The sequence below is a fragment of the Neptuniibacter halophilus genome (assembly GCF_030295765.1).
GTDB classification, from domain to species: Bacteria; Pseudomonadota; Gammaproteobacteria; order Pseudomonadales; family Balneatricaceae; genus Neptuniibacter; species Neptuniibacter halophilus.
Genome location: NZ_AP027292.1, coordinates 1,501,108 through 1,526,875 on the forward strand (window position 1 = coordinate 1,501,108; position 25,768 = coordinate 1,526,875).

A 25,768-nucleotide genomic window follows, 5' to 3' on the forward strand; every position below is an offset into this window, starting at 1 on the left:
CTTGTGTATCATAATTATAAGGAGGCGTATTATGCACAAAAATCACACGATACGCCATTTTTGCAGTCAATTCCCATTCAACTGCGCTGAAAGTCGTCAGAATCCCCTGATCAGTGCAACTGCTCGCTTTGCGAACCCGCACTGCCTTCAGCAAAAAGTGCTTCTACATCAGTCAGATCGAACGGGTAGTGAGCATTACAGAACTGGCAGTTCACATCGATCTGTCCACGCTCCTCAATCACCTCCAGCAGCTCTGCCTTGTCCATCATCTTTAATGAGGCAGCACTGCGCTCCCGGGAACAGGTGCAGCGGAACTGAACCGGGTCAGGTTCGTAGAGGCGACACTTTTCTTCGTGGAACAGACGGAACAGCAGGGTTTCATTATCCAGTTGCAACAGCTCTTCGCTCTTCAGGGTCGCGCCAAGGTAACTGATCCGCTCCCAGTCCTCTTTACCCGTGCCTTTAGCCGGCAGCACCTGCAGCAGCAAACCTGCAGCGCTTTCACCGTCAGAAGCCAGATGCACCTGGGTCGGCAGTTGCTCAGAACTGATAAAGTAGCTTTCCAGACATTTCGCCAGGCTCTCGCCCTCCAGCGGGACGATGCCCTGATAACGATTACCCTGCTCCGGCTCGATGGTCAGTACCACCTGCCCTTTAGGTAACAGTTCCGCAAAGCTGGCATGTTCCGGCAGTTCACCATCAAACCGCGCGATGGCACGCATCTCATTACGATGGTTACACTCCGCCATCAGCACCCGGACATTGCCCTGGCCCTGCGCCTGCAGGATCAGGCGTCCGTCAAACTTGAGGTTGGAGCTGAGCAGGCTGACTGCCGCCAGCATTTCGCCCAGCACCTGCTGAATAAGGACCGGGTAGTCATGGTTTTCAAAACAATCTGCGCAGGTTTGTCGCAGACCGGTCACAACACCGCGAATATCCAGTTCGTCGAACAGGATACGCTGAATCTGATCAGGGTTACTCATCTAAGGGGGTCTTCGGTTGTTCGGTGAAAATTTGCACACCTGGATAGGTATCCAACTCAGTGCGGGTATTTTATCATAGCCGATCCACAATTCGGGATAGTATTAATTGCATACCATGAACGATCTCAGCGTTTTTCGTCAGGGCTGGAACCTTAAAGCCCTGCTGTTCAGCCATCTGTTTGCGTTTGCCTGGCTAGGTTTCTTTCTGACTGACACCGGCTTTAACTTCTGGCGCAGCATCGACCACAACCTGTTCTTTATCCTTAACGGCACCCTCGCCGAAGCGGATAACTGGACCCGTTTCTGGGCCTGGGCTAACGTGCGCATTTTCGATCTGGTGCCGTTACTGATTATGCTGGTCAGCCTGACTTTTCCGGGTTTTGGGATTAAACGGGATCGCCTGCAACAGGCACTGATCGGCTTTATTCTGTTACTGGTGCTCATGTTCCCGATCCGTGAATCGGTTTACGAATACGCCCGGGCTATCGGCCTCAGCGGCGCCAGCCCTTCACTGATGCTGGAACCGGCTTTCCGCTTCAGTCAGATCGTACCCGATATCCCGGCGAAAGATTCCGCCGGCCACAGTTTCCCCGGCGATCATGCGGCGGTGGTTCTGACCTGGGCCGGATTTATGATCCTCAACGCCCGTAGCTGGCTCTCTGTGTCAGCACTGCTGCTGGCGATGCTGTTTATGCTGCCGCGCATTGTTGGCGGAGCACACTGGGCAAGTGACAATCTGGTGGGCGGCGCGTTTTCAGCAATGATCACCCTGAGCTGGGCGTTTAACACACCGATTATGCATAAGGCGACCCTGCTGGCTCATAAGGCGCTGCTGCCTCTGATCCGCCTGATTGCCAGAATTCCGCTGTTGAACCGACTTCCGATTCTCAGCAGCAGCCGTTAACCTTTATCGAAGATTCCCCGCTCGCCATCTTTAAACGAGCGGATCTGTCGCCGCTCCTTTTTATTGGGGCGGTTACGCGGATTCAGACTGCTGCCCATCGCCTTACGCTGGGCAGCATGTTCTTCACGCTTCCTGACGCTGGTTTCGGTCTCTTCATAAAGTTTTTGTGCTTCGCCAGCACCACGGCGCTGATCAGACAAGGCGATCACCACCACCTCTTTCTCATCAAACCCCTGCCGTACCTGCAGAGTCGCACCGATCTCGACATGACGGCTGCACTTAGTGCGCTGACCGTTATAGTGAACCTTGCCGCCATCGATCATCTGTTTGGCAATCGCGCGGGTTTTGTAAAAGCGGGCCGCCCATAACCATTTATCCAGGCGAACCTTTGCATCATCGTGGGTCATTACTTGGGACTAATCTCATTAAAATGCTCAATCGCAGCAAACGCTTCAATCTCGCGCTTCGGCTGCTGACTGTCGGGCTGGTAAATTGACAGCAGGTAGTGGATACCGTACCCGCGGGCGCTCTCCAGTACAGACAAACTGTCGTCCACCAGCAGGGTATGTTCCGGGTTAAACGGTTCAACCTGTTGCAACTGTTGCCAGAACGCCTGATCTTCTTTCGGCAGCCCAAAATCATGGGAACAGATTACCCGGTCTACCAACTGATCCAGCCCGGTTTTCTGAATTTTCAGTGCCAGACTGTCCTGATGGGCATTGGTTACGATCACGGTGCGAATACCTTTTTCCCGCAACGCCGCCAGAAAATCCTGTACGTGAGGGCGAAAAGCGATCTTATCCGCAATCTCATGCTTCAGCTCAGTAATCGGTACTTTCAGCTCCCGGGTCCAGTAATCCAGACAATACCAATTGAGAGAACCCTGCTGTTCTATGATACGCTCGTGTAACCAGCGGCGCGCCTCATCCGGGGCCATCGCGTGGATCTGGGCATAGCGCAACGGCAGATGCTCCAGCCAGAAAAAAGTATCAAAGTGAAGATCAAGCAGGGTGCCGTCCATATCCAGCAGGACGGTTTCTATCTGTTGCCAATCAAACATCGTACAGGCCAGTCAAAGAGGAATGTTCAGTATGCCGGTTAAACCCGAGATTTTGAAGGTCAGCCGAACCGCTCAGAGCCGCTTATTTAAAGTTGAGGAGGTAGAACTGCGTTTCTCCAATGGCGCAGAACGGACCTACGAACGACTGGCGAATCGCGGCCGCGGCGCGGTAATGATCATCCCGGTCACGGAAAACAACGAGGTGCTGCTGATCCGTGAATATGCTGTCGGACTGGAAGATTACACCCTGACCCTGCCCAAAGGCCTGATCGATCCCGGCGAGGATGCACATCAGGCGGCTGACCGCGAACTGAAAGAGGAAGCCGGCTTCGGCAGTCATCACCTGATCACGCTGAAGAAGATGTCATCGGCGCCCAACTACATGGGCCATATGATCACTGCGGTGCTGGCCCGCGATCTTTACCCCTGCCGCCTGCAGGGTGACGAACCGGAAGAGATGGAGGTGGTTGCCTGGCCACTGAACGATCTGCAAAGCCTGCTGCAGGACGAAAACTTCACCGAAGCACGCGCCATTGCCGCGATGTATATGACCCGCGATTTTCTCGCCGGGGAAATCGCAGAAATGATCTAGACTTGTGAATAGAACACACAATAACAAGGGATAAAGGTAGAGATCATGGAACAACAACACCTTGTGGATGCACTGCTCGTCACCTGTCGAAAAGCGGCTGAGGCCATACTCAGGGTTTACCAGCAAAGCGATCATCAGGTGCAGTCAAAACAGGACAACTCCCCCGTCACTGCAGCCGATCTGGCGGCACACAAAATTATCTGCCGGGATCTGGCGAAGCTGACCCCGGATATTCCGCTGCTGAGCGAAGAGGATGCAGAGATCAGCTTTGCTGAACGTAATCAGTGGCAGCGTTTCTGGTGTATTGATCCTCTGGATGGCACCAAAGAGTTTATCCAGCGAAACGGCGAGTTCACCATTAACATCGCTCTGATTGAAGCGAACCAGCCCCTGCTCGGGATCATCTATGTGCCATTAACCGGTACCGCCTACTGGGGTAGTCTGGAGCTGGGCGCCTGGAAACAGAAAACCGGCGAACCCGCTGCGCAGATCCGCAGCCGGCCGTTAGGTGATGAACTGGTGGTAGCGGCCAGTCGCCGACATGGTCAGGAAGCCAATGCCAACCTGCTTAAGCCAATTCAGGATCGCTTCCGTCTGGTTGAAAATCTGGGCATTGGCAGTTCACTAAAGATGTGTCTGATCGCCGAGGGACGGGCCGACTTTTATCCCCGACTGTTTCCGACCAGTGAATGGGATACTGCGGCCGCCCAGGCAATTGTTGAAGCCGCCGGCGGCAGGCTAGTCAATGCCCGGAATCTGCAGCCACTGACCTACAATGCACGGGAGTCTCTGGAGAATCCCTATTTCTTTGCCTGTGGAGACCCCCAGTTTCCGCTGGAGGAGTTGCGTCTGAGCGCCTGAGCGCTCAGACCCATGATTCAGCTTACTCGGCTGCGCAGGACTGAGAACCGCTGCGCACCACCTCTTCTACTTTCTGTTTGAAATCCGGATCGCTGACCTGCCCCGCCATAATCAGCTTCACTTCATTATCGCTGAAATGTTTGTGTACATATTTGGCCAGACACTCACAGCGAGCCTCTGTCGCCCCTTCGCCCTGCATACAGCCTTCTTTGAAAGGTCCGTAGGTGCTGGAAGTCAGCAACTGGGTTTTAACCGCCAGAATCGCCAGCGCAACTAAAGAGATCCAGATTAAAACTTTATACATGGTAAGGCGTCACTTTATTATCGTTATAGGAATTGAAGCCCACCATTCTAGGGGGAATACCCGGCGCTTGCAGCAAACTTTAGTCGCAGCTCTTTAATTCCCCCGGGGTGCCCCAATATAGAGGGTTAGCGCCAGAAAAAAGCACACTTTTTGTACCATGAAATGATCAGACTGGAGTGCTATTATTTCTGAGCTTTAGGTTTTTAACGGTTGTCGGCAGGTGAGCAAGACCAGGCGGACAATCCTGATTATGTCTAAGACTGACAAACAAGGTGACACTTATGAGCTTTGAACTTCCGCCGCTGCCTTATGCAAAGGACGCTCTGGAACCACACATCTCTGCAGAAACTCTGGACTTCCACCACGGCAAGCACCACAACACTTACGTGGTTAAGCTGAACGGCCTGGTTCCTGGTACTGAGTACGAAGGTAAAACTCTGGAAGAGATCATCACTTCCGCTCCTGCTGGCGGCGTTTTCAACAACGCAGCTCAGATCTGGAACCACACATTCTACTGGAACTGCCTGTCTCCGAACGGCGGTGGCGAGCCAACTGGCGCGATTGCTGATGCAATCAACGCTAAGTGGGGTTCTTTCGCAACTTTCCAGGAAGAACTGAACGACAAAGCAGTGAACAACTTCGGTTCCAGCTGGACCTGGCTGGTTAAGAACGCTGACGGTTCTCTGGACATCGTTAACACCAGCAACGCTGGCTGCCCTCTGACTGAAGGCCAGACTCCACTGCTGACTGTTGACCTGTGGGAACACGCTTACTACATCGATTACCGTAACGTTCGCCCTGACTACCTGAAAGCTTTCTGGGCGCTGGTAAACTGGGAATTCGTTAACGCTAACTTCGCTTAATCAGCGATTTTGCGTCATTAAAAAGGCACCCCCGGGGTGCCTTTTTTAGTTATCAGCAAACCATTAATCATCCAGCAGTGGCTGCAGATGGGGCCATACGGTTTCCAGCAGATAAGGCTGGCCTTCTGCACTTGGATGAATTCCATCATCCTGCATCCGCTCCGGCGCCAGAGCCACCTGCTGCATAAAGAACGGCACCAGTGCGACCTCTTTATCCTCAGCGACCTGCGGATAGATCTCGCGGAACTTATCGGTATAGGCAGCACCATAATTGGCGGGCAGTTGTATGCCCAGCAGCAAAACCCGGGCACCGGCATCCTCAGCCATATCAATCAGCCGGTTCAGGTTACGCCGGATCGCCATAGGAGGCGTACCGCGCAGCCCGTCGTTACCCCCCAGCTCAATTATCACAATCTCCGCATCGGTTTGTTGCAACAGCTTTTTAAGACGGGCAATGCCATTTTGAGTAGTATCACCACTAACACTGGCGTTCACGACCGGGAGCGTATAACCCTCAGCACGCATCTTTTCGTCAAGCAGGCTGACCCAGCCCTGCTCCTTATCCATCTGATAGGCAGCGGAAAGACTGTCTCCGAGCACAATCAGGGAACCAGCCTGAACCGGAAAGGTCAGTATTACGAATAAACACAGGGAAATCAGTCGAATCATAGGATTACCAATGGATCAGTTAGCAGATACAGCGATCAGTGCACAGGATCTCGCAAAACATTTCAGGACTCAAGCCGGTACGCTGGATCTGTTCAAAGGGATCAATCTGGAGATCAGACGTGGCGAAAGCGTGGCGATTATTGGCCCCTCCGGTACCGGCAAATCCACCCTGCTGTCACTTCTGGCCGGGCTCGATCAGCCCAGCTCAGGGCGGATACTCCTGAATAATACAGACCTGACCGAACTGAACGATCAACAACGGGCGGCCTTCCGTAACCGCCACATCAGTTTTGTGTTTCAGGCATTCCATCTGTTACCGGATCTGACCGCACTGCAGAATGTTATGCTGCCTCTGCAGATCCGTAACCATAAACAGGCCGAAAGTGAAGCCCGTGGCTGGCTGGAAAAAATTGGTCTGGGCGACCGCCTGCAGCATAAACCGGCTGAACTGTCCGGCGGCGAGCAACAACGGGTAGCCATCGCCCGCAGCTTTGCCACTGAACCCAGTCTGCTGTTTGCTGACGAGCCTACCGGTAATCTGGATGAGCAGACTGGCGAGCAGATTATCCGGCAGTTGTTTGGCCTGAATCAGGAACAGGGCACTACCCTGATCCTGATCACCCATGACCCCTCACTTGCCAAACGATGTCAGCGCTCTCTTCGTCTGCATAACGGTGTTCTGACGGAGATCGAACTATGATCGGCTCCGCCACCCTGAAGCTGGCCGCACAACAAAGCATCAGCAGCCTCAAGCTGAGTGAGTGGCGCGCGCTGCTGATGGCCCTGCTGCTGGCGATCAGTATTGCCAGCCTGATGGCGGTGCTCGGCGAGCGAATCGAGCGTACCCTGATGCGTCAGGGTAGCGAACTACTGGGTGCCGATCTGATCCTAAGCAGCAGCCGACCGCTTAATCCGGCAGCGATTACTCAGGCACAACAGCTGGGGCTGGAACACAGCGAAGTGACCCAGTTGGCCACCATGGCCAATTTTGAGGATCAGTTCCTGCTGGTCACGGTGCGTGCGCTCAGCGCTCCCTACCCCCGTGGCCAGATTGAACTGGATCAGCCTGCAGACGAACTACCCGCCCCGGGGGAAGCCTGGGCTGAAGCGGGCGTATTTGAACGCCTGAATATGCAGCCCGGAGACGCGATTACTCTCGGTAACCAACAGTTTACCCTGAGCCGCCTGATTCAATCCGCCCCGGACCGGGGTCGCGGTTTTATCAGCTTTAATCCACAACTGATCGTGCGACAGGGTGAGCTGGAAAGCACCGGCCTGTTCGGCCCCAGCGCCCGGTTAAGGTATCGCCAGCTATTTGCCGGTGATCCGCAGGCCATTGCCCAGTTCGAGCAGAGCCTGCGCCCCGGCCTTGAAACCGGCCAGCGCCTGATCTCTCTCGGCAGTGAGGAGACCCAGCAAAACAACGCGCTGAGCAAAGCATCCTCCTATCTGCGTCTGGGTGCGTTATTCGCGCTGCTGATATCCGCCATGACCATCTTTCTCAGCCTGCGGCGCTTTACCTACAGCCAGTACAAACGTGCCGCTTTGTTGAAAAGTCTGGGGCTGAGTGACCGGGAACTGCTGAAGCTGTATCTGGCACAGCTGGGTTTCGCCTGGCTGTTTGCCGCCACGCTGGGCTGCGCACTGGCCTGGCTGCTGGAACGCAGCGGTCTGAGTCTGCTGCAGGGGCTATTACCCCAGCCGGTGCCGGAAGCCTCGCCCTGGACCTACGCCAGCGGGCCTCTGCTGGGCTTTTCGATCCTGATCTGTCTCGGGCTGCCGGCGCTGCTGAAGTTACAGCAGAGCAACCCTGCGCAGTTGTTTCAGGGCCAGAGCGGGCAATTACGCTGGGGCAGCAACCTGCCTTATCTGCTGGCACTGATCCTGCTGCTGGCAATGACCAGCCTGTATCTCAACAGCCTGTCGCTGACCCTGCTGCTGGCCAGTGTACTGCTTCTGCTGGGCTCGGCACTTGGCTGGCTTGGTGCCGGTGTCTGCGCCCGGATCGCCCGTCAGTTGGCCAACCGCTACCCGCTGGGACAACTGCTACTGAGCCGGGTGCAGCAACAACAACGCTGGTACCGGATCCAGATCCCTGTCATCAGCCTGCTGTTTGCCCTGCTCAGCATCAACCTGATCGCCCTGAACGATCTGCTCGGTCGCTGGCAGTCCCAGCTACCGGAAGACACCCCGGACCATTTCCTGATCAATATTCAGGAGTGGGAAAAGCCAGAGCTGCAAACCCTGATGGCTAAACACCAGCTCGACAGTGAACTCTGGCCGATCTATCGCGGCCGCCTGACTAAAGTGAATGACCGACCGCTGGCCGAGGTACTGACACCGGAACAGCTGGCACAGCCCTCCCTGAAACGGGAGCTTAACCTGACCAGTGCCACCGGCATCCCTGAGCACAATAAACTGATCGCCGGTGAATGGATGAGTAAAGGCGGCGTATCCATAGAACAGGAGGAGGCCGCAGAACTGGGGCTGGAGATCGGCGACCGGATCAGCTTTGATATTGCCGGCCGTGAGGTCAGCGCCGAGATCAGCAGCATTCGTGCGGTGCGCTGGGACTCATTCCAGCCGAATTTCTACTTCATCTTCTCACCCGGTATTCTGGAGGAGTTCTCCGCCAGCTACCTGACCAGTTTCCATCTGGGAGAACGCAGCGCCGGCGTCAGCCGCGAGCTGATCCAGAATTTTCCGACACTTACCCTGATCGATGTCCGTCAACTTCTCGACCAGTTACAACAGCTCCTGAGCCGGTTGTCACTGCTCTCGAGCCTGCTGATGCTGCTCACCACCGGCGCCGGGCTGGTCCTGCTCTATGTCACCCTGACACAGGAGCTGGAACAGCGTCGCTATGAAAATGCATTATTACTCAGCCTCGGTGCCAGTCAGCGTCAGTGCCGGCAACTGGACAGAATGGAGATGGGTCTGATCGGGCTGGTCAGTGGAGGGCTGGCGGTATTGCTGACGGAGCTCAGCCTCTGGCCGATCCACCAGCAACTATTGAAGCTGGAAGCAACGGTACACCCCTCACTCTGGCTGGTATTGCCAGTGCTGAGTGCGTTGCTGTTTGTGGTGATCAGCAGCGTAAGCCACCGTCAACAGAACCTGAGCCAGAGCTATCAGACCCTGACCTCAAACTAGCTGAACGGAAAAAGCGGCGAGGCTCGCCGCTTTTCTGATCCGCTATCGGTTTTTAAGCGCCATCAGCAGCGCCATATAGAGCCGGCTTTTTTTGTCCTGCGGCTGCTCCTGTACCAGCGCAGATGCAGGCTGTTCAACCGCTTGTGTTTCGATCTGTTTTACCGGTGCGGCATCCACCCGGGGTGCCGCCAGCAAAACCGGAACCAGCAACAGGGCTGGCAGGGTTACAGATTTCATGATGACCTCCGCATAATCAACTATGCGAGATCCTCAAGCAGACAACTCCGTCAGTATAACTTTCCCTCAGCACAGCGACGGGCAGTGTAATCTGCCTCTGTTGTGCGCTGCGCTCTTTGCCCCTTCGAGAAAGGATCTCAGACAACAAACCCATCAAACATGCGTTTGTTTCAGAGCCAGTATAGCAGCAGATCGTACATTTTTTGAACAAACGCTAATTTTCAGAGTAAAAAACAGCGCAGAGGCATGAATAAGGCGGCCGTAGCCGCCTTCAGAGGTTCAGAAGCCCAGCATCACCCGCGGCGCTTCCTGATCCTGCAAGTTGGCTTTCGGGTAACAACTGAACAGACGCTCCACATCAATACCCTGATTCAGCAGTGCCTGTTTAACCTGATCACTACGCGACTCGGCCAGCGCCAGCATACGTTCTTCCAGCTCAGCCTGAAGCGCTGCTTCTTCCAGCGGTTGCTTACTTTTTTCATTATCCTTCAGCAACTGCTCCCAGAGCAGAGGTTGATCGGCCGCCACCGCAAGACCACAAATATTCATGCGAATGCCCTTACGCTCGTTCATCAGCCCGGCCAGCTTCTGCATGTAGGCATCCGATTCACTATTCAGCTCGGCTCCGGCAGGCACAAATTCGACCGGTTGCAGGGTGATAAAAGAACCACTGCTCTGTGCATCCATGACCATCCGGCCAATCGAGATCAGCGCACCAAACGGCTGTAATGCATTACCCAGATAACCAAGCGCAGCGTTTTTCAGGCCTTTACCCGCCAGCTTGTTGATCACACTCTGGTAGCCAAACGACGGGTCATCCAGTGATCCATCCAGCGGAATATCCAGATCGATATTATCCTCATTATCCTGTAACACCATGATCGCGGTACCCAGTGGCATAGACACCTTCTGGTCAAACGAATCACTGCGCGCCTTGTTCTGCGCTTCCACCTGCAGTTTGTTCAGGCGAATATCATTGCTGCCTTTCAGGTTGCGGTCTTTAATGGTGCCCGAACTATCCAGACTTAACTGCCCGCTCTGCAGATAGTAGCCGGTATAGGCCAGTGCATAGGGGCTCATGTGCTGGAGGTCGAGCCCTTTAACCCGTGCCTGCCAGTGACCGCCGTAGTTGCCACTGAACAGTTCAATCGCCCCGTCACCGCTTAACTCAGAAAAGTTACTCTTAGCTTTAAATTCAAATCCGGTCTCGCCTTTGGAGCCTGTGTCCAGTTGTTTCAGGCGCAGATGGTAGAGATCAAGTTTGGTCTTAAAGACCGGCCTGACGCCCTGATCCTGAAACTCCAGCAGATTACTGCCCTGCAACGCCAGCTGATCAATACGTACCCTGAAATCAGACGCCTTATCATCTCCTGCCGAAGCCTTCGCCTTCGCCGGTTGCTGCGGAGCCAGACGGGCCAGCAGCCAGTCCAGATCCGGCAGGCCTCGCTTATCCGACAGTCTTACCCGGCTCTGGCTTGGCCCCAGCGTCAGCCGGGCAATACGCAACTGCTGCAAGTGTTGCAGGGTCAGCTCGTCCACGCCAATAGTCTGCCACTGGGTCAGCGGGGCCTGCTCTCCCTCCACCCGGAGCTTATTCAGCCTGAGCGCTGATACCGCAATACGTTCCGGATGTTGTACCTGAATCCCTTTAACACTGGCACCGGCCACACTCAAAAGCGGTGTCTGCTGATGAGTGAGCTGCAGATCATTAATCGCCAGATCAGGCGCTGTGACGTTCCACGCGGCCATATCCGGGCTGTTAACGGAGCCGCTCAGATCCAGACTACCAACGCCTAACTGCTGTTCTGCCTGAGCCAGCGCCAACTGTTTGAGGCTTACCACCAGTTGTTCCAGTTTCAGAGCGCCGTCAGCCGCCCGCTGCAGATCACCGTTCAAGGACAACTGCTGCAACTGCACGGATTCACCACCACTGGCGGCCACGGACAACCCTGTTGTGTTGAGCGGAGCAACACGCGCCTGCCATGTAGCCAGATCCGGAGTATTAACCGTTCCCTTCAACCCCAGACTAGTCGCTTTAATCTGCTGCCCGGCAACCTGCAAATCCACTCCGGAAGCATTCAGATCAAGCCCCCGGGCCTGTATGTTATTCACCCCCTGCATCTGCAACTGGTCTTTAAGATTCAGTCCGGCCAGACGCAGTCGGGTATCGGCCAGATCCAGCGCCAGCCCCTGCAAGCGGGTATCCCCCTGATGCTCCAGGCTCACCAGTTGCGAACCTTTTAACTTGAGCCTGAGCTGTCCATCCCAGGCCAGACTTTCCTGATTCAGATTAAGATCATCCTGATTGAACCTGAACTGCCGCAGGCGAACAGAACCACTCTGGATGAGCTGGCTTTCGACATTGTTCAGATTGCCTTCGGCCTGAATTTTCAGGTCGAGGTCGATATAACCGCGCAGGGAGGGCAGAAACAGTGCGGTCACGCTGTGCAGGGGAAAGTTATCCAGTTTCAGGCTCAGCTCGGAGCTTTTATCGTCCGGCAGAGGTTTGGAACTGGACGCTAACTGTAATGGCGCGCCGTTAAATTCACCGTCCAGATCAAGCCGGACCGGTTGTTCCTGATCCCAGAGATAGAGGTGGGCAAGCTCACCCTGATTGAGCTGCAGACGATGGGTCAGTCCGGCCATTTCGGCCTGCCACCGAATCCGCTCCAGACTCAGTTGATCTAAGCCAAAACTCCATGCTGAGGGTTCCTCTGACGCAGTGTCTTCAGCGCCTCCTGAGGAGAGACTGTTCAGGTCCAGCGGGCCCAGCCATAGTTGCTCAGCCTGTTCACGGATACCGATATTAATTCCGCTCAGTTGCAGGCTGGACAGACGAATCCGTTTCTCTGTCAGTTGCTGGTAATCGAGATCAACCGCAATTCTTTCCAGCTCCAGCGCCGGTTTACCTTCCGCTGCCGCATGCAGCCCGCGAAGCTCGACCTGCCCACGCAACCAGTCCACCTCCAGCGCCGTCAGACGCGCCTCCTCTGCGCCGTTATCCAGCAGCCAGAGCACGGCCTGATCACGCACCAGCAGCGGGAGGTTATGCAGCAATAACGCAACAACAATCACAAAACAGACTAGAAACCTAAGCATGATCCTTTCGCTCATCTTTTCGCGGATAACAGCGGTTATGATAATCCAGATTCATATACAGGGTAGAGTCTGAACGGCGGGAAAAGCAAAATTCCCTGACCACCGCAATTGGCTTTATTTCTTTAATGATCAATACCTACTATCAATACCTAAATTAACGATATATTCCGCCTATCAAAATTTAACCAGCCCTGATAAAATTCCGCGCCGAATCTATACGATCAGTGGGCCCTGCTACCGTTTACGGCCAGATAGCGTTCGCCGATCAATAAAGACAGTTCTATGCAACTTTAACCACTAAGCAGACGCTCTGTGGCCAGATCCCAAACAAGAAGCGCACAAGTGCTCAACCCTGGGATGAAGTAACCCGCTGTTTACTTCGCCGGCCCGACACAGATACTGCTGCCTGAAATTTGAGGGTGACTTTCATGGCTGATAACGAAAACTTCCGCGACTCTTCTGGCTTTGGCTGGATCCTGATCAATCTGGTAGCACTGGCATGGATTACTATGCCTGCCAGCATCGCTGTAAGCCGCGTGGTACTGTAATTACAGACCACGTCATTGAGCGAACATACTGCCTGTGTTAAACAGGCAGTATGAAACAGCTCAAGATCGGCCAGGTGGCCAAACAGTCCGGCATCAGTGTCGAGACCATCCGATACTATGAAAAGCGCGGTCTGATTCCGGAACCGCAGCGTCTTGAATCCGGCTACCGGGTTTATTCAGAACACACCCTGCAACGACTGCACTTTATCCAACGAGGCAAAGAGCTTGGTTTCTCCCTGCAGGAGATCGGCGAACTGCTCTCGCTTCAGGTCCAGCCTGATTCAAGCTCCGCTCTGGTTAAACAACAGGTCGAACATAAAATCGATCTGGTGCGCAGCAAGATCAGTGAACTGCAGAAAATTCAGCACTCGCTCGAACAACTGTCAGAGCGCTGCTGTGGTGAAGGGCCGGTCTCTGAGTGCCCGATCATCGACTTCCTTCAGCATTGAGCCTTCAGCGCAGCCCGGTTTTGAGACCATGTTTGCGTAGCCTGCGAAACACGGTCGGCTGGCTCAGGCCCAGAGATTCCGCCAACTGATAGGTGGTATCACACTGCTTAAGTGCTTCCTCCAGCAACTGCTTTTCGTAGGCGTCCAATGCCTCATTCAGGCTTCGCCCGGACAGACCTGCCGCCGGCACCACGACCGGCGCCACCGGGGCAGGCATGGGCTCAGCACCGGCCTGAGCATAAACCGGTAACTCGCACTGAATCAGATTGCCCGGGCTGGCCACGTAGAAGCGCTCCAGCAGATTCTCCAGTTCACGCACATTACCTTGCCAGGGATACTGAACCAGTTGCTGCCGGGCCTGCTCATCCAGCACTTTATCCTGCTGATAGCGCTGATTCAGACGCACCAGCACATGATCCAGCAACACCGGGATATCCTCGGGTCGTTCGCGCAGCGCCGGAATCATCACCGGCATCACATTCAGCCGGTAATACAGATCCAACCGAAACTCTCCGGCGACGACCTGATCATGCAGATTCTGGTTGGTCGCACTGACCAGACGAAAATCGATATTGGTAGACGTGGTGCTGCCGATTCGGGTCACGACTCCGTCCTGCAGAACTTTCAGCAGTTTCGCCTGCATCGCCAGCGGCAGCTCCCCTACTTCATCAAGGAACAGGGTGCCCCCATCTGCCTGCTCAATCAGGCCCGGTTTACCCTGCCGTGAGGCACCGGTGAAGGAGCCGGGCGCATAACCAAACATCTCCGACTCAAACAGACTCTCCGGAATCGCACTGCAGTTTACTTCGATAAAAGGGGCTGCCGCGCGCGGACTGAGGCGATGACAGAGCTGAGCAATGGCCGTTTTGCCCACCCCGGATTCCCCCAGCAGCAGCAAACTGGCATCGGTCGGGGCTACCCGCTGCAACAGTTCATAGATCTCTTTTAAGGCCTGACTTTTAAAGCAGAGTTCATCTACCTGTACCGTTTCACCCGCAGGATAACCACGCCGGGCCAGCTTCTGTTGCAGCAACTCATACTCCTGCTGCAGCAGTTGCAGATCGGTCAGATCCTGCGAGAAGCTGATCACACGAACCAGTTGTTCCTGCTCATCAAACACCGGAAAACCTTCCGCCATGACCGTGCGCCCGGTACGGGTCGCCTGCATCAGTTGCACGGGTTTACGCTGTTGCAGTACCTGCGCGGTTACCGAAGGCTTAAGTACCCCTTCCTGCTCCAGCTCATAGATCGATGCACCGAGCATCTGCTCCAGCGAGCGACCATAAATCTGGGCACAATTACTCCCCGCCTGCAGGATCACACCGTTGCCATCGGCAATCATGATGTTGTCGCGGGACTTCTCCAGCACCAGCTCCAACGCTCTTTCGCTAATTGATCGATTCACCTGCCCCTGACCTCTTGCCGCCGCATACTATCAAAAATGAATCATAATTCATTTAAGAATCAAATCCCAGCACACCGCAATTCAATAATGAATCAAAAGATTACAACTTATTGAAAAACAATAAAAAATAAAATTGGCACAGTTCTGGCTAAAACTCCTTATGACAAGAAATTCACATAAGGATAACGCCATGTCTGAACGCCGTTTTAACCAGCCCCTGGGGGGCAACGAGATGCCACGCTTCGGCGGCCCGGCCACGTTTATGCGCCTACCTACCGCCGAACCCTCAGCCGATCTGGATGCGGCGTTTATCGGGGTCCCCTTTGATATAGGCACCTCCAACCGCCCGGGAGCACGTCTGGCTCCCCGTCAGATGCGTGATGAATCGCGGATGCTGCGCCCTTTCAATGTATCTACCGGTGCCGATCCGTTTAACAGCATTCAGGTGGCCGACATCGGTGATGTGCCCATCAATACCTTTAATCTGCAGGACAGTATCCGGATTATCGAAGCGTTCTACGACAAGGTGCTGGAACATAACATCGCCCCTCTGACGCTGGGCGGCGACCACACCATCGCCCTGCCGATCCTGCGCGCACTGAAAAAGAAACACGGCCCGGTTGGCCTGATTCACGTCGATGCTCACGCCGATATCAATGACCACATGTTTGGCGAAAAAATCGCCCACGGCACGCCGTTCCGCCGTGCAGTAGAAGAAGGCCTGCTGGACTGCGACCGTGTGGTTCAGATCGGCCTGCGTGGCACCGGCTACTCCATCGACGAGTACGACTGGTCCCGTGATCAGGGCTTCCGCGTCGTCACGGCCGAGGAGTGCTGGCACAAATCTCTGGAACCCCTGATGGCCGAAGTGCGTGAAAAAGTCGGCGGCGGTCCGGTTCATATCAGCTTTGACATTGACGGCCTCGACCCGGCCTATGCCCCGGGCACCGGCACTGCCGAAGTCGGCGGTCTGACCACGCCACAGGCACTGGAGATCATCCGTGGCTGTCGCGGTCTGGATATCGTCGGTGGCGATCTGGTGGAAGTCTCTCCGCCTTACGACAACAGCGGCAACACCGCCCTGCTTGGCGCCAACCTGCTCTACGAAATGCTCTGTGTTCTGCCTGGCGTGAACTACCAGGGCTAACTTTTTTCGGGCCCGTTAGCTGTCAGTGCATACGGCCGGGCCCGGTTATGCCAAAATAACTACAAGACGAAGGTTAAACCATGAATCAACATCTTGATCAAACGGAAGCAGAGAGCGTACTGCTGACCGACAAGGATGAAACGCACCGCAAGCACAGCCTCTCCACCTACCTGAAGTTCATCATCCCCTCTGTGGTCGGGGTGCTGTTCTTTCTGACACCGGTCATGGTGGATGGCAAAGTCACTATCGGCATGGGCGTGCTCGCTGACGAACTGAAGGCCCTGACCAAGGACTACCTGCCTGCGTTTGCTACGTCCCTGCTGGTGCTGTCAGCACTGGTCTCACTCTATGCTGCACTGCTGAAACCCCGCTGGGCCAGTAAAGACAGCACACTAGTTGAAGTGTTCACGCCTAAAGGCCTGTGGCTGGCCCTGCGGGTCATTGGCGCTGCGTTTGCAGCCATGACTCTGTTCGAGGTGGGCCCGGAGTGGGTATGGAACCGCAACACCGGCGGCGTAATGCTGCTGGATCTGGCACCGGTCCTGATCACCTTTTTCTTCTTTGCTGCGATTCTCCTGCCGTTTCTGGTGGACTTCGGTTTTATGGAGTTTATCGGCACGCTGGTGCGGAATATTTTCCAGAAGGTCTTCCGTCTGCCGGGCCGCTCCTCCATCGATGCGGTCGCCTCCTGGCTGGGTTCCGGTACCGTTGGGGTACTGATTACCACGCAGCAGTATGAGCAGGGCTTCTACTCTCAGCGTGAAGCATCCGTCATCGCGACTAACTTCTCCATCGCATCGATCGCCTTCAGCCTGCTGATCAGCAGCTTTATCGGTCTCGATCACCTGTTTATCCCCTTCTACCTCACCGTGGTTGTAGCCGGTCTGATCGCAGCCGTGATCACCCCGCGTCTGCCGCCGTTGAGCTGGAAAAAAGATGAGTACAGCAGCCGCGGAAAACAGATTAAAGAAGTGGTGCCAAACGGACACTCCCTGTTCTCATGGGGACTGGAACAGGCACTGCGCCGTGCCGCCAACGCGCCGGGTGCAGCAGCACTGGGCCGAAGCTGCCTGCTGAATGTCACTGATATCTGGTTTGGTCTGCTGCCTCTGGTGATGGCGATCGGTACGGTTTCGCTGGCGCTGACTGAGTTTACTCCGGTCTTCACCTGGCTCTCATACCCGTTTATCCCGCTGCTGGAACTGCTGCGCCTGCCAGAGGCAACCGCTGCAGCTCCTGCGATGCTGGTTGGCTTTGCCGACATGTTCCTGCCGGCGGTATTGGGTAAAGGTATCGAGAGCGAGCTGACCCGATTCGTAGTTGCCTGTGTCTCACTGACCCAACTGATCTATATGTCTGAAGTGGGCGTACTGCTGCTGAAATCCAAGATCCCGCTGAACCTGCTGGAACTGTTTATCATCTTCATCCTGCGCACCCTGATCACCCTGCCGATTATTGCGCTGATCGCCCACACACTGGTGTTCTGATCTGACAGAGCAACCCCAGACGCCGCTCCGGGTTCCGGGCGGCGTCAGTCTTAAACCCGACTTTATTCAGGAGATAACCATGACCACTTGCGGAGAGGTTCTGGTAGAACTGCTGGAAGCCTATGGCATCAATACTGTTTTCGGTATTCCCGGCGTACACACCGTAGAACTGTACCGGGGCCTGCCGAACACCCAGATACAACACATCACCCCCCGGCATGAACAGGGGGCCGGATTTATGGCCGATGGCTACGCCCGTGTCACCGGCCAGCCCGGCGTCTGCTTTATTATCACCGGTCCGGGCATGACCAATATCGCCACCGCCATGGGTCAGGCCTATGCGGATTCGATCCCTATGCTGGTGATCTCCAGCGTCAATCATCGCTGTGAACTGGGCATGGGCGATGGCCGCCTGCATGAGCTGCCCGGTCAGCGCGAGATGATCAGCGGAGTCTCCGCATTCAACCATACCCTGATGCGTCCGGATGAGCTGCCTGCGGTACTGGCACGCGCATTTGCGGTCTTTAACAGCGCCCGACCACGCCCGGTACATATTGAGATTCCGCTGGATGTAATCACCGCTCCCGCGGATCACCTCAGCCGTAAACCCGCAGCTCTGCCGCACCGTCCGGGCCCGTCCCCTGCAGCCATCGAACAGGCTGCAGAGCGTCTGCGCCAGGCAACTTCGCCGGTAGTCCTGCTCGGCGGTGGCTGCACGGATGCAGCACAACCGGCACAGCAACTGGTTGAAGCACTGAATGCACCGACCCTGCTGACCATCAACGCCAAAGGCGTACTGCCGCCGAACCACCCCCTGAGTCTGGGTTCCAATCAATCTCTGGAACCGGTCCGGGAGATGGTGAAACAGGCAGATCTGGTACTGGCGGTTGGCACAGAGCTGGGCGAAACCGACTATGACGTGGTTTTTGATGGCGGCTTCGCAATTAATGGTGAACTGATCCGGATCGATCTGGATGCCGAGCAGCTCAACCGCAATTTCCCGGCCGATCTGGCGATTCTCAGTGATGCCGGACTGGCACTGGAAGCCCTCGCACAGACGCTGCAACACACACCTGTGGATAACCAAACCGATGGCCCGGCACGGGTTGCAGCGGTTCAGGCAGAACTGGATCAGCAGTGGCCAGCCGAATGGAGCGCTCAGCAGCAGGTTCTGAAAACCGTGCAGGAGAGCCTCCCCGGCGTGATTATCGCCGGCGATTCCACGCAACCGGTTTACTCCGGTAACCATCTGTATCAGGCCACGGCGCCGCGTAGCTGGTTTAACTCCTCTACCGGCTACGGCACGCTCGGTTACGGTCTGCCCGCGGCCATCGGCGCCAAACTGGCAGCACCGCAACAGCCTGTTGTCGCCCTGATTGGTGACGGCGGCATCCAGTTCACGTTGCCGGAGCTGGCCTCGGCCGTAGAAGCCGGGGCACCGATTATCATTCTGCTGTGGAACAACAGCGGCTATGGCGAGATCAAGCACTACATGGAGCGTCGGGATATACCGACCATCGGCGTGGATATCTACACCCCGGATTTCCAGACCATCGCCCGCGGTTTCGGTTGCCACAGCGAAACTGCCGAAAGTTTCAGCCAACTGGCCGAACTGCTGCAACAGGCCGCACGAAGCGACCGACCTACCCTGATCGAAGTGCGTGAAGACGCCGCGTTTCTGCAAGCCGAAGCCTGAGAACGGAGTAAACAGAATGGAGATTCAACCTAACCATCAGTTGTTTATCGACGGCGAGTGGGTAGCAGCAGAACAGGCCAACCACCTCGAAGTGATAAACCCGGCTACCGAGCAGGTGATAGCCCATGTGGCTGCGGCTTCCTCAGCCGAGGTGGATCGTGCGGTCTGCGCAGCACGCAACGCTTTTGGCCAGTGGTGTAACACTAGTGGCCGGCAGCGTGCGGAGTATCTGCGTGCAATTGCCCGCCAGATCGAACTGCGCGCAGCAGAACTGGCGGCCCTGTCCAGCCTGAATAACGGCAAGCCGCTGTTTGAGGCGGAGATCGATATCGCGGATGCGATCGCTTGCTGGGATTACTACGCCGATCAGGCAGAGCTGCTGGATACCCGGCAGAACAGCCCGGTAGCACTGGCGGCTACCGATTACCAGTCACAGACCCGCCTCGAACCCGCCGGCGTTGCCGCGCTGATCGTGCCCTGGAACTTCCCGTTTGTGACCACCGCCTGGAAGGTGGCGCCTGCGCTCGCCGCCGGTTGCTGCGTAGTGCTCAAACCATCGGAGATCACGCCACTGCTGGAGCTTGAGCTGGGCGTAATCGCACAGCAGGTTGGCCTGCCAGCCGGGGTGATCAATATTATCTGCGGCGACGGCATCAACGTTGGTGCACCGCTGACCAGCCATCCGGGTGTGGATAAGATCTCCTTCACCGGCAGCAATGCCGTAGGCGAAAAAGTGATGCAGAGCGCCGCCACCCAGATGAAAAGTGTCAGTCTGGAACTGGGCGGTAAATCACCGATGCTGGTGTTTGAAGATGCCGACATAGATGCCGCGGTTGAGTGGATCATGGGCGGTATCTTCTACAACTGCGGCCAGATGTGTTCTGCCACCTCGCGCCTGCTGGTCGCTGAGTCGATTGCGCAGCCTCTGCTGCAGCGCCTGAAACAGGCCACTGAGGCACTGCAACTGGGCGGTGCTTTTGATGAAGGCGTACAGATGGGCCCACTGACCAGTAAAACCCAGTATCAACGAGTGCTCGAATACATTCAGCAGGGCCGCGACAGTGGGCTGCAACTGCTGACCGGCGGAAATCCCGCCGAGGGCTTTGCACAGGGTTATTTTATCGAACCCACCATCTTTACCGACGTCCCTGCCGACCATCCATTATGGCGTGAAGAGATCTTTGGTCCGGTACTTTGTGTGCGCAGTTTCAGCACGGAAGAGGAAGCGATTGAGCTGGCCAATGACAGCGAATTTGGTCTTGCAGCAGGCATAATCAGCGCCGATCCGTCACGGGCGCAGCGGGTGGCTGAACAGCTTCAGGCCGGACATATCTGGATTAACAGCCTGCAGGTGGTGTTTGCCGAAACCTCCTGGGGTGGCTTCAAGCGTAGCGGAATCGGCCGGGAACTGGGGCCCTGGGGGATGAGTGCTTATCTGGAGGTTAAGCACATTACCCAACCAACCTGAGCATTCTGATTGTTATACAGCACCATCCGGAGTCTGTATCTTTGCCCCGCACCGCAGGTGCGGGGCTTTTTTGCCTCAGAGAGGATCAGAGGGTGATGGTTTCCACGCCTTCAGGCGTACCCATCAGCACTACATCGGCACCGCGGTTGGCAAACAGGCCGTTAGTGACCACGCCAACAATATTATTGATCTGCTTTTCCAGCTCTTTCGGGCGCATGATCTCCAGATCGTGCAGGTCCAGAATCAGGTTACCGTTATCGGTGACAAAACCCTCACGCCATGCCGGCATACAATCCAGTTTTACCAGTTCGCGGGCCACCTGAGAGCGGGCCATAGGGATCACCTCAACCGGCAACGGGAAGCCCCCGAGAATGTCGACTTTTTTACTGCTGTCGACGATACAGACAAACTCTTTTGCCACCGCCGCAACGATCTTCTCACGGGTCAGGGCACCGCCGCCCCCTTTCACCAGATTCAGACCGGAATCGAACTCATCAGCACCGTCCACATACACCTCCATGGAGGCTACATTGTTCAGATCATAAACCGGGATGCCGTGGCTCTTCAGACGTTCTGCTGTCGCTTCAGAACTGGCGACTGCGCCATCAAACAGGTGCTTGATCTCCGCCAGTGCATCGATAAAGAAATTGGCGGTAGAGCCGGTACCTACACCAACAATACTCTCTTCGTTCAGTTTAGGTTTGATGTACTCCACAGCAGCGTCGGCTACTGCTTTTTTCATCTCGTCCTGGGTCATGATAGGCACCTGTAGGTTGCGGGTTGGCGAGGTTCGCCATGAATGGGTCAATTTGCGCAAATTATACGCAGCTTTTGCCCCCTGTTGTAGACGTAACAGGGGGTTTGGCTTTACCATTTCCGGCCAACTTTTATTCAGACGAAATGCAGGCGATTCAGATGCCAGATCGATATATCAAGAAAATACTCGAAGCCCGCGTCTACGACGTGGCGGTCGAGACACCTTTGGAAGAAGCAAAAGGCCTTTCAGAGCGTCTGAATAACCGAATTATGCTGAAACGGGAAGATGAACAGCCGGTTTTCTCGTTTAAGATCCGTGGCGCTTACAACAAACTGTCGAACCTGAGTGAAGAGGAACGCGCCTGTGGCGTGGTTGCCGCGTCCGCAGGTAACCATGCTCAGGGACTGGCGATGTCTGCCCGCAAGCTGGGTGTTAAAGCCACCATCGTCATGCCGAAAACCACCCCGGACGTGAAAGTAAACAACGTCAAACGTCTGGGCGGTAAAGTGGTACTCCACGGTGATGCGTTTGATGAGGCCTCCGCACACGCCCAGAAACTGGTCGCCGAAAAAGGCATGACCTACGTCCACCCGTTCGACGATCCGGATGTGATCGCCGGTCAGGGTACGGTAGCCATGGAGATCCTGCGTCAGGAATCCGGCCCGATTGAAGCGATCTTTGTACCGGTGGGCGGTGGCGGTCTGGTGGCCGGTATCGCGGTCTACAGCAAGTATCTGCGCCCGGAAACCAGGATCATCGGCGTTGAGTCAGAAGACTCCGCCTGTCTTAAAGCAGCAATGGACGCCGGCAAACGCGTGACACTGGATCAGGTGGGTATCTTTGCCGATGGCGTCGCCGTGGCCCTGATCGGTGAAAACACCTTTGAGCTGGCACAGCGTTACGTAGATGAGGTCGTCACTGTCTCTACCGATGAGATCTGTGCCGCCATCAAGGATATCTATGACGATACCCGTTCTATCTGCGAGCCGGCCGGCGCACTGGGCGTTGCCGGTATGAAGAAATATGTTGAGCGGGAACAGGTTGAGGACAAAACCCTGATCGCGATCGACTCCGGGGCCAACGTCAACTTTGACCGTCTGCGCCACATTGCCGAGCGCTCTGAGCTGGGTGAAAAACGTGAAGCGATCATCGCCGCACAGATCCCGGAACAGCCAGGCAGTTTCAAGAAGTTCTGCTCCGCGCTGGGCAAACGTAATATCACCGAGTTCAATTACCGCTACAGCGATTCCAGCGAAGCGGTTGTCTTCGCCGGCGTACAGCTCAAAGCCGGTGGTGATGGCCGTGAGGAGATGGTCAGCGAACTGCGTGGGCAGGGTTATCAAGTCGAAGACCTCAGCGACAACGAGATCGCCAAGATCCACGTTCGTTACATGGTCGGCGGTCATGCCCCGGAGAATCTGGAAAACGAAGTGATCTATCGCTTCGAATTCCCGGAGCGTCCCGGCGCGCTGATGAACTTCCTCAGCAAACTGGGCGGTAAATGGAATATTTCCATGTTCCACTACCGTAACCATGGTGCAGCCTATGGCCGGGTTCTGGTCGGCATGCAGGTGCCACCCGCTGAACGACCACAGGTTGAGCAGTTCCTCGAAGAGATCGGTTACAACTACTGGGAAGAGACTGACAATCAGGCCTACCAGTTGTTTCTTGGCTGAACGCCTGACACCGGTTCAGTAGCCGCAATCCGGGGGGCAGTGGATACACACACTCCCCTGCGGCAGATTCAGCTCCAGCCCCCAGGCCAGCAGTAACTGATGCCCGGCACCCAGTCGGGCAAAATCTTCCTCCTGCAGCGGCTGCTGTAATCGCTGCAGATAATAACGCCCACCATGGGAATAGATCTTATCGCCAATCACCGGATAGCCGAGATGGGCCAGTGAGGCCCGGATCTGATGCTTACGCCCGCTAAACAGTTCACACTCCAGCAAACTTTTCCCTGACTCACGGCGTAATACGCGAAAGCCGGTTTTACTCAGTTTGGGTTTCGGGTAAGCCTCCGGCTGTAACGGGTCAACCACATAGACCTGACTGCGGATCGCGCTACCCACCTTTTCCGAAAGCTCAACTTCCAGCAGTTGTTGCTCCCACTGCGGCTCCCCGCTGACCCAGGCCCGGTAAAGCTTACGCCTGATCAGTTGCGACAGTTGCGGTTTATAACGCTTATCCGCTGCTTTATCTTTGGCCAGCAGAAGCAGCCCGGCTGTTTCGGTATCGAGTCTGTGCAACAGTTGCGCTTCACAGTACTCGGTCTCTCGCCGCACCAGCGAGATCAAGGTGTTATACAAGTTCCGTGTCGTGCGACTGACCGGCAACAGCGCCGGCTTGAACACCACCATCAACGCGTCATTCTCCCAGAGCAAACGCCACCGGGTATCGGTCTCCTGCTCATAATGCCCGGGCAGTTCCACGTCCACCCGGCTCCCTGAGCAGAGGGGCTGATCAGCCACAGCCACCTTCCCCTCAACCCGTATCCGCCCCTGTTGCCAGAGCTCCGGTAACTGACTGATATGTCCCCGCGCCAGAGATTTCTGTAATAATGCCTGCAAAGAGCGGGTCGCTGTTCCTGCCCGTAATTGCAGCCTGAAGCTATCAGCCATCTGTCTGCTTACCGATTATTCCGCCGTGGCCTCTGTGTCTTGAGCTAAACTCAGAGAATGGCCCTGAAGGTTATCTGTTTATGTCACTAACCAAGAGTTTACATCAGCGCTGGCTGAGTGTTCTGTTTATGCTCTGCTTCTCTGTGCAGGTCTCTGCAGAGTTACTGTTCTATTCCGAGAACTATCCACCGTTCAACTTTAAGGAGAACCATCAGCCACGAGGCATATCGGTGGAACTGCTGGATCTGATCTTCAAAGATATCGACGCCCCCTACAGCATCCGGAATATCCAGATGGTGCCCTGGCCCCGCGGCTATGAACGGGTTCAGCGTCAGGCTGACAGTGTGTTATTTTCCACCTTCCGGACACCGGCGCGCGAAGCGATGTTCAAGTGGGTAGGGCCTATCGCCACCACCCAGAACGTACTGATCGGAAAGGCCTCAGAGCGGTTCCCCCTGACAGATACTGCACAGCTTCAGGGTTATCGGGTCGGTGTTATCCGCAACGACATTGGCGGCCTGCTGCTGGAAGAGATGAACGTGTCGGGCCTGACCATTATTACTCTGTCGGACCCGGATACCGCCGCAAAAATGCTCGATCTGGGCCGTATCGATCTCTGGGCATACGACCTGAATGTAGCCAATTCAATTCAGAATCGGCTGGGGTTACGCTCCGATCTTTATCAGGTGGTACTACCGCTTGGCGAGCCGGGAGAGCTGTACTTTGCCTTTAACCCGGCCACAGATGACCAGATCGTCAACACCTATCAGCTATCCCTTGAACGGGTGAAACAGAAACACAATATGCAGGGACAGAACCTGTTTCAGCAGATTCTGCAACGTTACCACTATCAGTCGCCTGCGCCCCTTCCTGAGGTAAAGGCTCAGGGCATCTCCGGTGAATGATCAAAACGATCACCGAAAAACGCCTGCAGCGTAAACAGCAACAGTGAGCTCAGGCCCCAGATCAGGCCCGTCACCACGCCAAGATCAACGATACCGCGCCAGGGTTGTTCCAACTGATGCACCAGCAGCACCATACCGATAATTCCGCCGGTCAGGCAGTAGGTGACGATCATTCGTTTGCGGACAATGGAGAAGAAGCCCATACAGAACAACGGTGCCAGTATCAGGCGGGGCAAAGTAACATGCTGTGAAAGATAGAGAATGCGTGCCGCAACCCGGGGCGACCAGGCCTGCTGGAAGCCACGGTAGCCTTCGGCAAAACCCATAAACAGCACACAGACCACCAGCGCCAGCCAGTGATACCAGGTGAGTTCATAACTAAAGGTCTGCCAGCCGATCGCGCTTAAACGATAGATCGCACTGCCCAGTAACAGACAGATCCCACTAATCCCCCACAGCGCGGCAATGTAACCCAACACGGCGACTCGATCCCCCAGTAAAAAAGAAGGGCGATTATACCCGCACTGCTGCCCGCAGCCCAATTTTCAACCAAAAAAAACCAC

General features: G+C 55.5%; 24 protein-coding genes. 13 read left to right on the forward strand and 11 right to left on the reverse strand.

From position 1 onward, the window contains the following. Positions 1-110: 110 nt before the first annotated feature. Positions 111-983 (reverse strand): Hsp33 family molecular chaperone HslO, encoded by an 873-nt coding sequence (gene hslO, locus QUD59_RS06990; RefSeq protein ID WP_286240450.1) that lies wholly within the window; start codon positions 981-983, stop codon positions 111-113. Positions 984-1,098: 115 nt separating this feature from the next. Here hslO and QUD59_RS06995 point away from each other — a divergent pair, with 115 nt between their 5' ends. After that, a complete protein-coding gene (locus QUD59_RS06995) occupies positions 1,099-1,887 on the forward strand; it encodes a phosphatase PAP2 family protein (RefSeq protein WP_286241005.1) in 789 nt (262 codons plus the stop codon). On the opposite strand, the gene hslR is transcribed toward QUD59_RS06995, so the two are convergent. After that, positions 1,884-2,294, reverse strand: coding sequence for a ribosome-associated heat shock protein Hsp15 (hslR, locus tag QUD59_RS07000; RefSeq protein WP_286240451.1), 411 nt, complete (start codon positions 2,292-2,294; stop codon positions 1,884-1,886). The two genes, QUD59_RS06995 and hslR, sit on opposite strands and share 4 nt — an antisense overlap. Then, positions 2,294-2,947: a GMP/IMP nucleotidase gene (gene yrfG, locus QUD59_RS07005; RefSeq protein WP_286240453.1), complete on the reverse strand. Its 654-nt coding sequence runs from the start codon at positions 2,945-2,947 to the stop codon at positions 2,294-2,296. The genes hslR and yrfG overlap by 1 nt, the downstream gene beginning before the upstream one ends. A gap of 31 nt (positions 2,948-2,978) precedes the next feature. On the opposite strand from yrfG, the gene nudE reads away from it, so the two are divergent. Then, a complete protein-coding gene (nudE, locus tag QUD59_RS07010; RefSeq protein ID WP_286240455.1) occupies positions 2,979-3,539 on the forward strand; it encodes an ADP compounds hydrolase NudE in 561 nt (186 codons plus the stop codon). Between the two features lie 45 nt (positions 3,540-3,584). Continuing rightward, a complete protein-coding gene (cysQ, locus tag QUD59_RS07015; RefSeq protein ID WP_286240456.1) occupies positions 3,585-4,400 on the forward strand; it encodes a 3'(2'),5'-bisphosphate nucleotidase CysQ in 816 nt (271 codons plus the stop codon). A gap of 22 nt (positions 4,401-4,422) precedes the next feature. Here the strand turns inward: cysQ and QUD59_RS07020 are convergent, their stop codons facing one another. Next, positions 4,423-4,704, reverse strand: a complete 282-nt coding sequence (locus QUD59_RS07020; RefSeq protein WP_286240457.1) for a hypothetical protein — start codon at positions 4,702-4,704, stop codon at positions 4,423-4,425. A 281-nt stretch (positions 4,705-4,985) separates the two neighbouring features. On the opposite strand from QUD59_RS07020, the gene QUD59_RS07025 reads away from it, so the two are divergent. Beyond that, positions 4,986-5,567: a superoxide dismutase gene (locus tag QUD59_RS07025; RefSeq protein ID WP_286240458.1), complete on the forward strand. Its 582-nt coding sequence runs from the start codon at positions 4,986-4,988 to the stop codon at positions 5,565-5,567. A gap of 63 nt (positions 5,568-5,630) precedes the next feature. On the opposite strand, the gene QUD59_RS07030 is transcribed toward QUD59_RS07025, so the two are convergent. Next, positions 5,631-6,236 (reverse strand): arylesterase, encoded by a 606-nt coding sequence (locus QUD59_RS07030; RefSeq protein WP_286240460.1) that lies wholly within the window; start codon positions 6,234-6,236, stop codon positions 5,631-5,633. A gap of 10 nt (positions 6,237-6,246) precedes the next feature. Here QUD59_RS07030 and QUD59_RS07035 point away from each other — a divergent pair, with 10 nt between their 5' ends. Together QUD59_RS07035 and QUD59_RS07040 are read left to right on the forward strand one after the other, a co-directional pair. Beyond that, positions 6,247-6,936 carry an ABC transporter ATP-binding protein gene (locus tag QUD59_RS07035; protein WP_286240462.1) on the forward strand — a complete coding sequence of 230 codons (690 nt, stop codon included), beginning with the start codon at positions 6,247-6,249 and terminating at the stop codon, positions 6,934-6,936. Beyond that, positions 6,933-9,389 carry an ABC transporter permease gene (locus QUD59_RS07040; protein WP_286240463.1) on the forward strand — a complete coding sequence of 819 codons (2,457 nt, stop codon included), beginning with the start codon at positions 6,933-6,935 and terminating at the stop codon, positions 9,387-9,389. The genes QUD59_RS07035 and QUD59_RS07040 overlap by 4 nt, the downstream gene beginning before the upstream one ends. Positions 9,390-9,431: 42 nt before the next feature. Here the strand turns inward: QUD59_RS07040 and QUD59_RS07045 are convergent, their stop codons facing one another. Together QUD59_RS07045 and QUD59_RS07050 are read right to left on the reverse strand one after the other, a co-directional pair. After that, the gene (locus tag QUD59_RS07045) at positions 9,432-9,626 is read right to left on the reverse strand and encodes a hypothetical protein (protein ID WP_286240465.1); all 195 of its coding nucleotides are present in this window, start codon (positions 9,624-9,626) and stop codon (positions 9,432-9,434) included. Between the two features lie 279 nt (positions 9,627-9,905). Further along, positions 9,906-12,725, reverse strand: a complete 2,820-nt coding sequence (locus tag QUD59_RS07050; protein WP_286240466.1) for a DUF748 domain-containing protein — start codon at positions 12,723-12,725, stop codon at positions 9,906-9,908. A gap of 598 nt (positions 12,726-13,323) precedes the next feature. Here QUD59_RS07050 and QUD59_RS07055 point away from each other — a divergent pair. Continuing rightward, entirely contained in the window at positions 13,324-13,722 is a 399-nt protein-coding gene (locus QUD59_RS07055; protein WP_286240467.1) for a heavy metal-responsive transcriptional regulator, read from the forward strand. Between the two features lie 4 nt (positions 13,723-13,726). Here the strand turns inward: QUD59_RS07055 and QUD59_RS07060 are convergent, their stop codons facing one another. Further along, positions 13,727-15,127 (reverse strand): sigma-54 interaction domain-containing protein, encoded by a 1,401-nt coding sequence (locus QUD59_RS07060; protein WP_286240468.1) that lies wholly within the window; start codon positions 15,125-15,127, stop codon positions 13,727-13,729. A gap of 190 nt (positions 15,128-15,317) precedes the next feature. Here QUD59_RS07060 and speB point away from each other — a divergent pair, with 190 nt between their 5' ends. From speB to QUD59_RS07080, 4 genes are all read left to right on the forward strand, one after another. Continuing rightward, positions 15,318-16,274 (forward strand): agmatinase, encoded by a 957-nt coding sequence (gene speB / locus QUD59_RS07065; protein ID WP_286240469.1) that lies wholly within the window; start codon positions 15,318-15,320, stop codon positions 16,272-16,274. A gap of 80 nt (positions 16,275-16,354) precedes the next feature. Beyond that, complete coding sequence (locus QUD59_RS07070) at positions 16,355-17,761, forward strand: YjiH family protein (protein ID WP_434025545.1); 1,407 nt, start codon at positions 16,355-16,357, stop codon at positions 17,759-17,761. Positions 17,762-17,840: 79 nt separating this feature from the next. Continuing rightward, positions 17,841-19,457: a 5-guanidino-2-oxopentanoate decarboxylase gene (locus QUD59_RS07075; protein ID WP_286240470.1), complete on the forward strand. Its 1,617-nt coding sequence runs from the start codon at positions 17,841-17,843 to the stop codon at positions 19,455-19,457. Positions 19,458-19,473: 16 nt separating this feature from the next. After that, the gene (locus QUD59_RS07080; protein WP_286240472.1) at positions 19,474-20,925 is read left to right on the forward strand and encodes an aldehyde dehydrogenase family protein; all 1,452 of its coding nucleotides are present in this window, start codon (positions 19,474-19,476) and stop codon (positions 20,923-20,925) included. A gap of 85 nt (positions 20,926-21,010) precedes the next feature. Here QUD59_RS07080 and rpiA read toward each other — a convergent pair whose 3' ends face one another. After that, positions 21,011-21,682, reverse strand: coding sequence for a ribose-5-phosphate isomerase RpiA (gene rpiA, locus QUD59_RS07085; RefSeq protein WP_286240473.1), 672 nt, complete (start codon positions 21,680-21,682; stop codon positions 21,011-21,013). Between the two features lie 158 nt (positions 21,683-21,840). Between rpiA and ilvA the strand changes: the two genes are divergently transcribed. Continuing rightward, a complete protein-coding gene (gene ilvA / locus QUD59_RS07090; RefSeq protein ID WP_286240474.1) occupies positions 21,841-23,358 on the forward strand; it encodes a threonine ammonia-lyase, biosynthetic in 1,518 nt (505 codons plus the stop codon). A 15-nt stretch (positions 23,359-23,373) separates the two neighbouring features. On the opposite strand, the gene QUD59_RS07095 is transcribed toward ilvA, so the two are convergent. Continuing rightward, entirely contained in the window at positions 23,374-24,300 is a 927-nt protein-coding gene (locus QUD59_RS07095) for an RluA family pseudouridine synthase (RefSeq protein ID WP_286240475.1), read from the reverse strand. An 80-nt stretch (positions 24,301-24,380) separates the two neighbouring features. Here QUD59_RS07095 and QUD59_RS07100 point away from each other — a divergent pair, with 80 nt between their 5' ends. After that, on the forward strand, positions 24,381-25,205 hold the full coding sequence (locus QUD59_RS07100) for a substrate-binding periplasmic protein (protein ID WP_286240476.1): 825 nt from the start codon (positions 24,381-24,383) through the stop codon (positions 25,203-25,205). Here the strand turns inward: QUD59_RS07100 and QUD59_RS07105 are convergent. After that, positions 25,184-25,684: a hypothetical protein gene (locus QUD59_RS07105; RefSeq protein WP_286240478.1), complete on the reverse strand. Its 501-nt coding sequence runs from the start codon at positions 25,682-25,684 to the stop codon at positions 25,184-25,186. The two genes, QUD59_RS07100 and QUD59_RS07105, sit on opposite strands and share 22 nt — an antisense overlap. Between the last annotated feature and the right edge of the window lie 84 nt (positions 25,685-25,768).

Coding starts and splice junctions, on each gene's coding strand:
- QUD59_RS07020 (WP_286240457.1), bottom strand. CDS start 4,704: ATGTATAAAGTTTTAATCTGGATCTCTTTAGTTGCGCTGGCGATTCTG.
- QUD59_RS07040 (WP_286240463.1), top strand. CDS start 6,933: ATGATCGGCTCCGCCACCCTGAAGCTGGCCGCACAACAAAGCATCAGC.
- QUD59_RS07045 (WP_286240465.1), bottom strand. CDS start 9,626: ATGAAATCTGTAACCCTGCCAGCCCTGTTGCTGGTTCCGGTTTTGCTG.
- QUD59_RS07100 (WP_286240476.1), top strand. CDS start 24,381: ATGTCACTAACCAAGAGTTTACATCAGCGCTGGCTGAGTGTTCTGTTT.
- QUD59_RS07095 (WP_286240475.1), bottom strand. CDS start 24,300: ATGGCTGATAGCTTCAGGCTGCAATTACGGGCAGGAACAGCGACCCGC.
- ilvA (WP_286240474.1), top strand. CDS start 21,841: ATGCCAGATCGATATATCAAGAAAATACTCGAAGCCCGCGTCTACGAC.
- QUD59_RS07050 (WP_286240466.1), bottom strand. CDS start 12,725: ATGCTTAGGTTTCTAGTCTGTTTTGTGATTGTTGTTGCGTTATTGCTG.
- QUD59_RS07080 (WP_286240472.1), top strand. CDS start 19,474: ATGGAGATTCAACCTAACCATCAGTTGTTTATCGACGGCGAGTGGGTA.
- QUD59_RS06995 (WP_286241005.1), top strand. CDS start 1,099: ATGAACGATCTCAGCGTTTTTCGTCAGGGCTGGAACCTTAAAGCCCTG.
- hslO (WP_286240450.1), bottom strand. CDS start 983: ATGAGTAACCCTGATCAGATTCAGCGTATCCTGTTCGACGAACTGGAT.
- QUD59_RS07035 (WP_286240462.1), top strand. CDS start 6,247: ATGGATCAGTTAGCAGATACAGCGATCAGTGCACAGGATCTCGCAAAA.
- yrfG (WP_286240453.1), bottom strand. CDS start 2,947: ATGTTTGATTGGCAACAGATAGAAACCGTCCTGCTGGATATGGACGGC.
- QUD59_RS07030 (WP_286240460.1), bottom strand. CDS start 6,236: ATGATTCGACTGATTTCCCTGTGTTTATTCGTAATACTGACCTTTCCG.
- QUD59_RS07025 (WP_286240458.1), top strand. CDS start 4,986: ATGAGCTTTGAACTTCCGCCGCTGCCTTATGCAAAGGACGCTCTGGAA.
- QUD59_RS07075 (WP_286240470.1), top strand. CDS start 17,841: ATGACCACTTGCGGAGAGGTTCTGGTAGAACTGCTGGAAGCCTATGGC.
- nudE (WP_286240455.1), top strand. CDS start 2,979: ATGCCGGTTAAACCCGAGATTTTGAAGGTCAGCCGAACCGCTCAGAGC.
- rpiA (WP_286240473.1), bottom strand. CDS start 21,682: ATGACCCAGGACGAGATGAAAAAAGCAGTAGCCGACGCTGCTGTGGAG.
- QUD59_RS07070 (WP_434025545.1), top strand. CDS start 16,355: ATGAATCAACATCTTGATCAAACGGAAGCAGAGAGCGTACTGCTGACC.
- hslR (WP_286240451.1), bottom strand. CDS start 2,294: ATGACCCACGATGATGCAAAGGTTCGCCTGGATAAATGGTTATGGGCG.
- cysQ (WP_286240456.1), top strand. CDS start 3,585: ATGGAACAACAACACCTTGTGGATGCACTGCTCGTCACCTGTCGAAAA.
- speB (WP_286240469.1), top strand. CDS start 15,318: ATGTCTGAACGCCGTTTTAACCAGCCCCTGGGGGGCAACGAGATGCCA.
- QUD59_RS07055 (WP_286240467.1), top strand. CDS start 13,324: ATGAAACAGCTCAAGATCGGCCAGGTGGCCAAACAGTCCGGCATCAGT.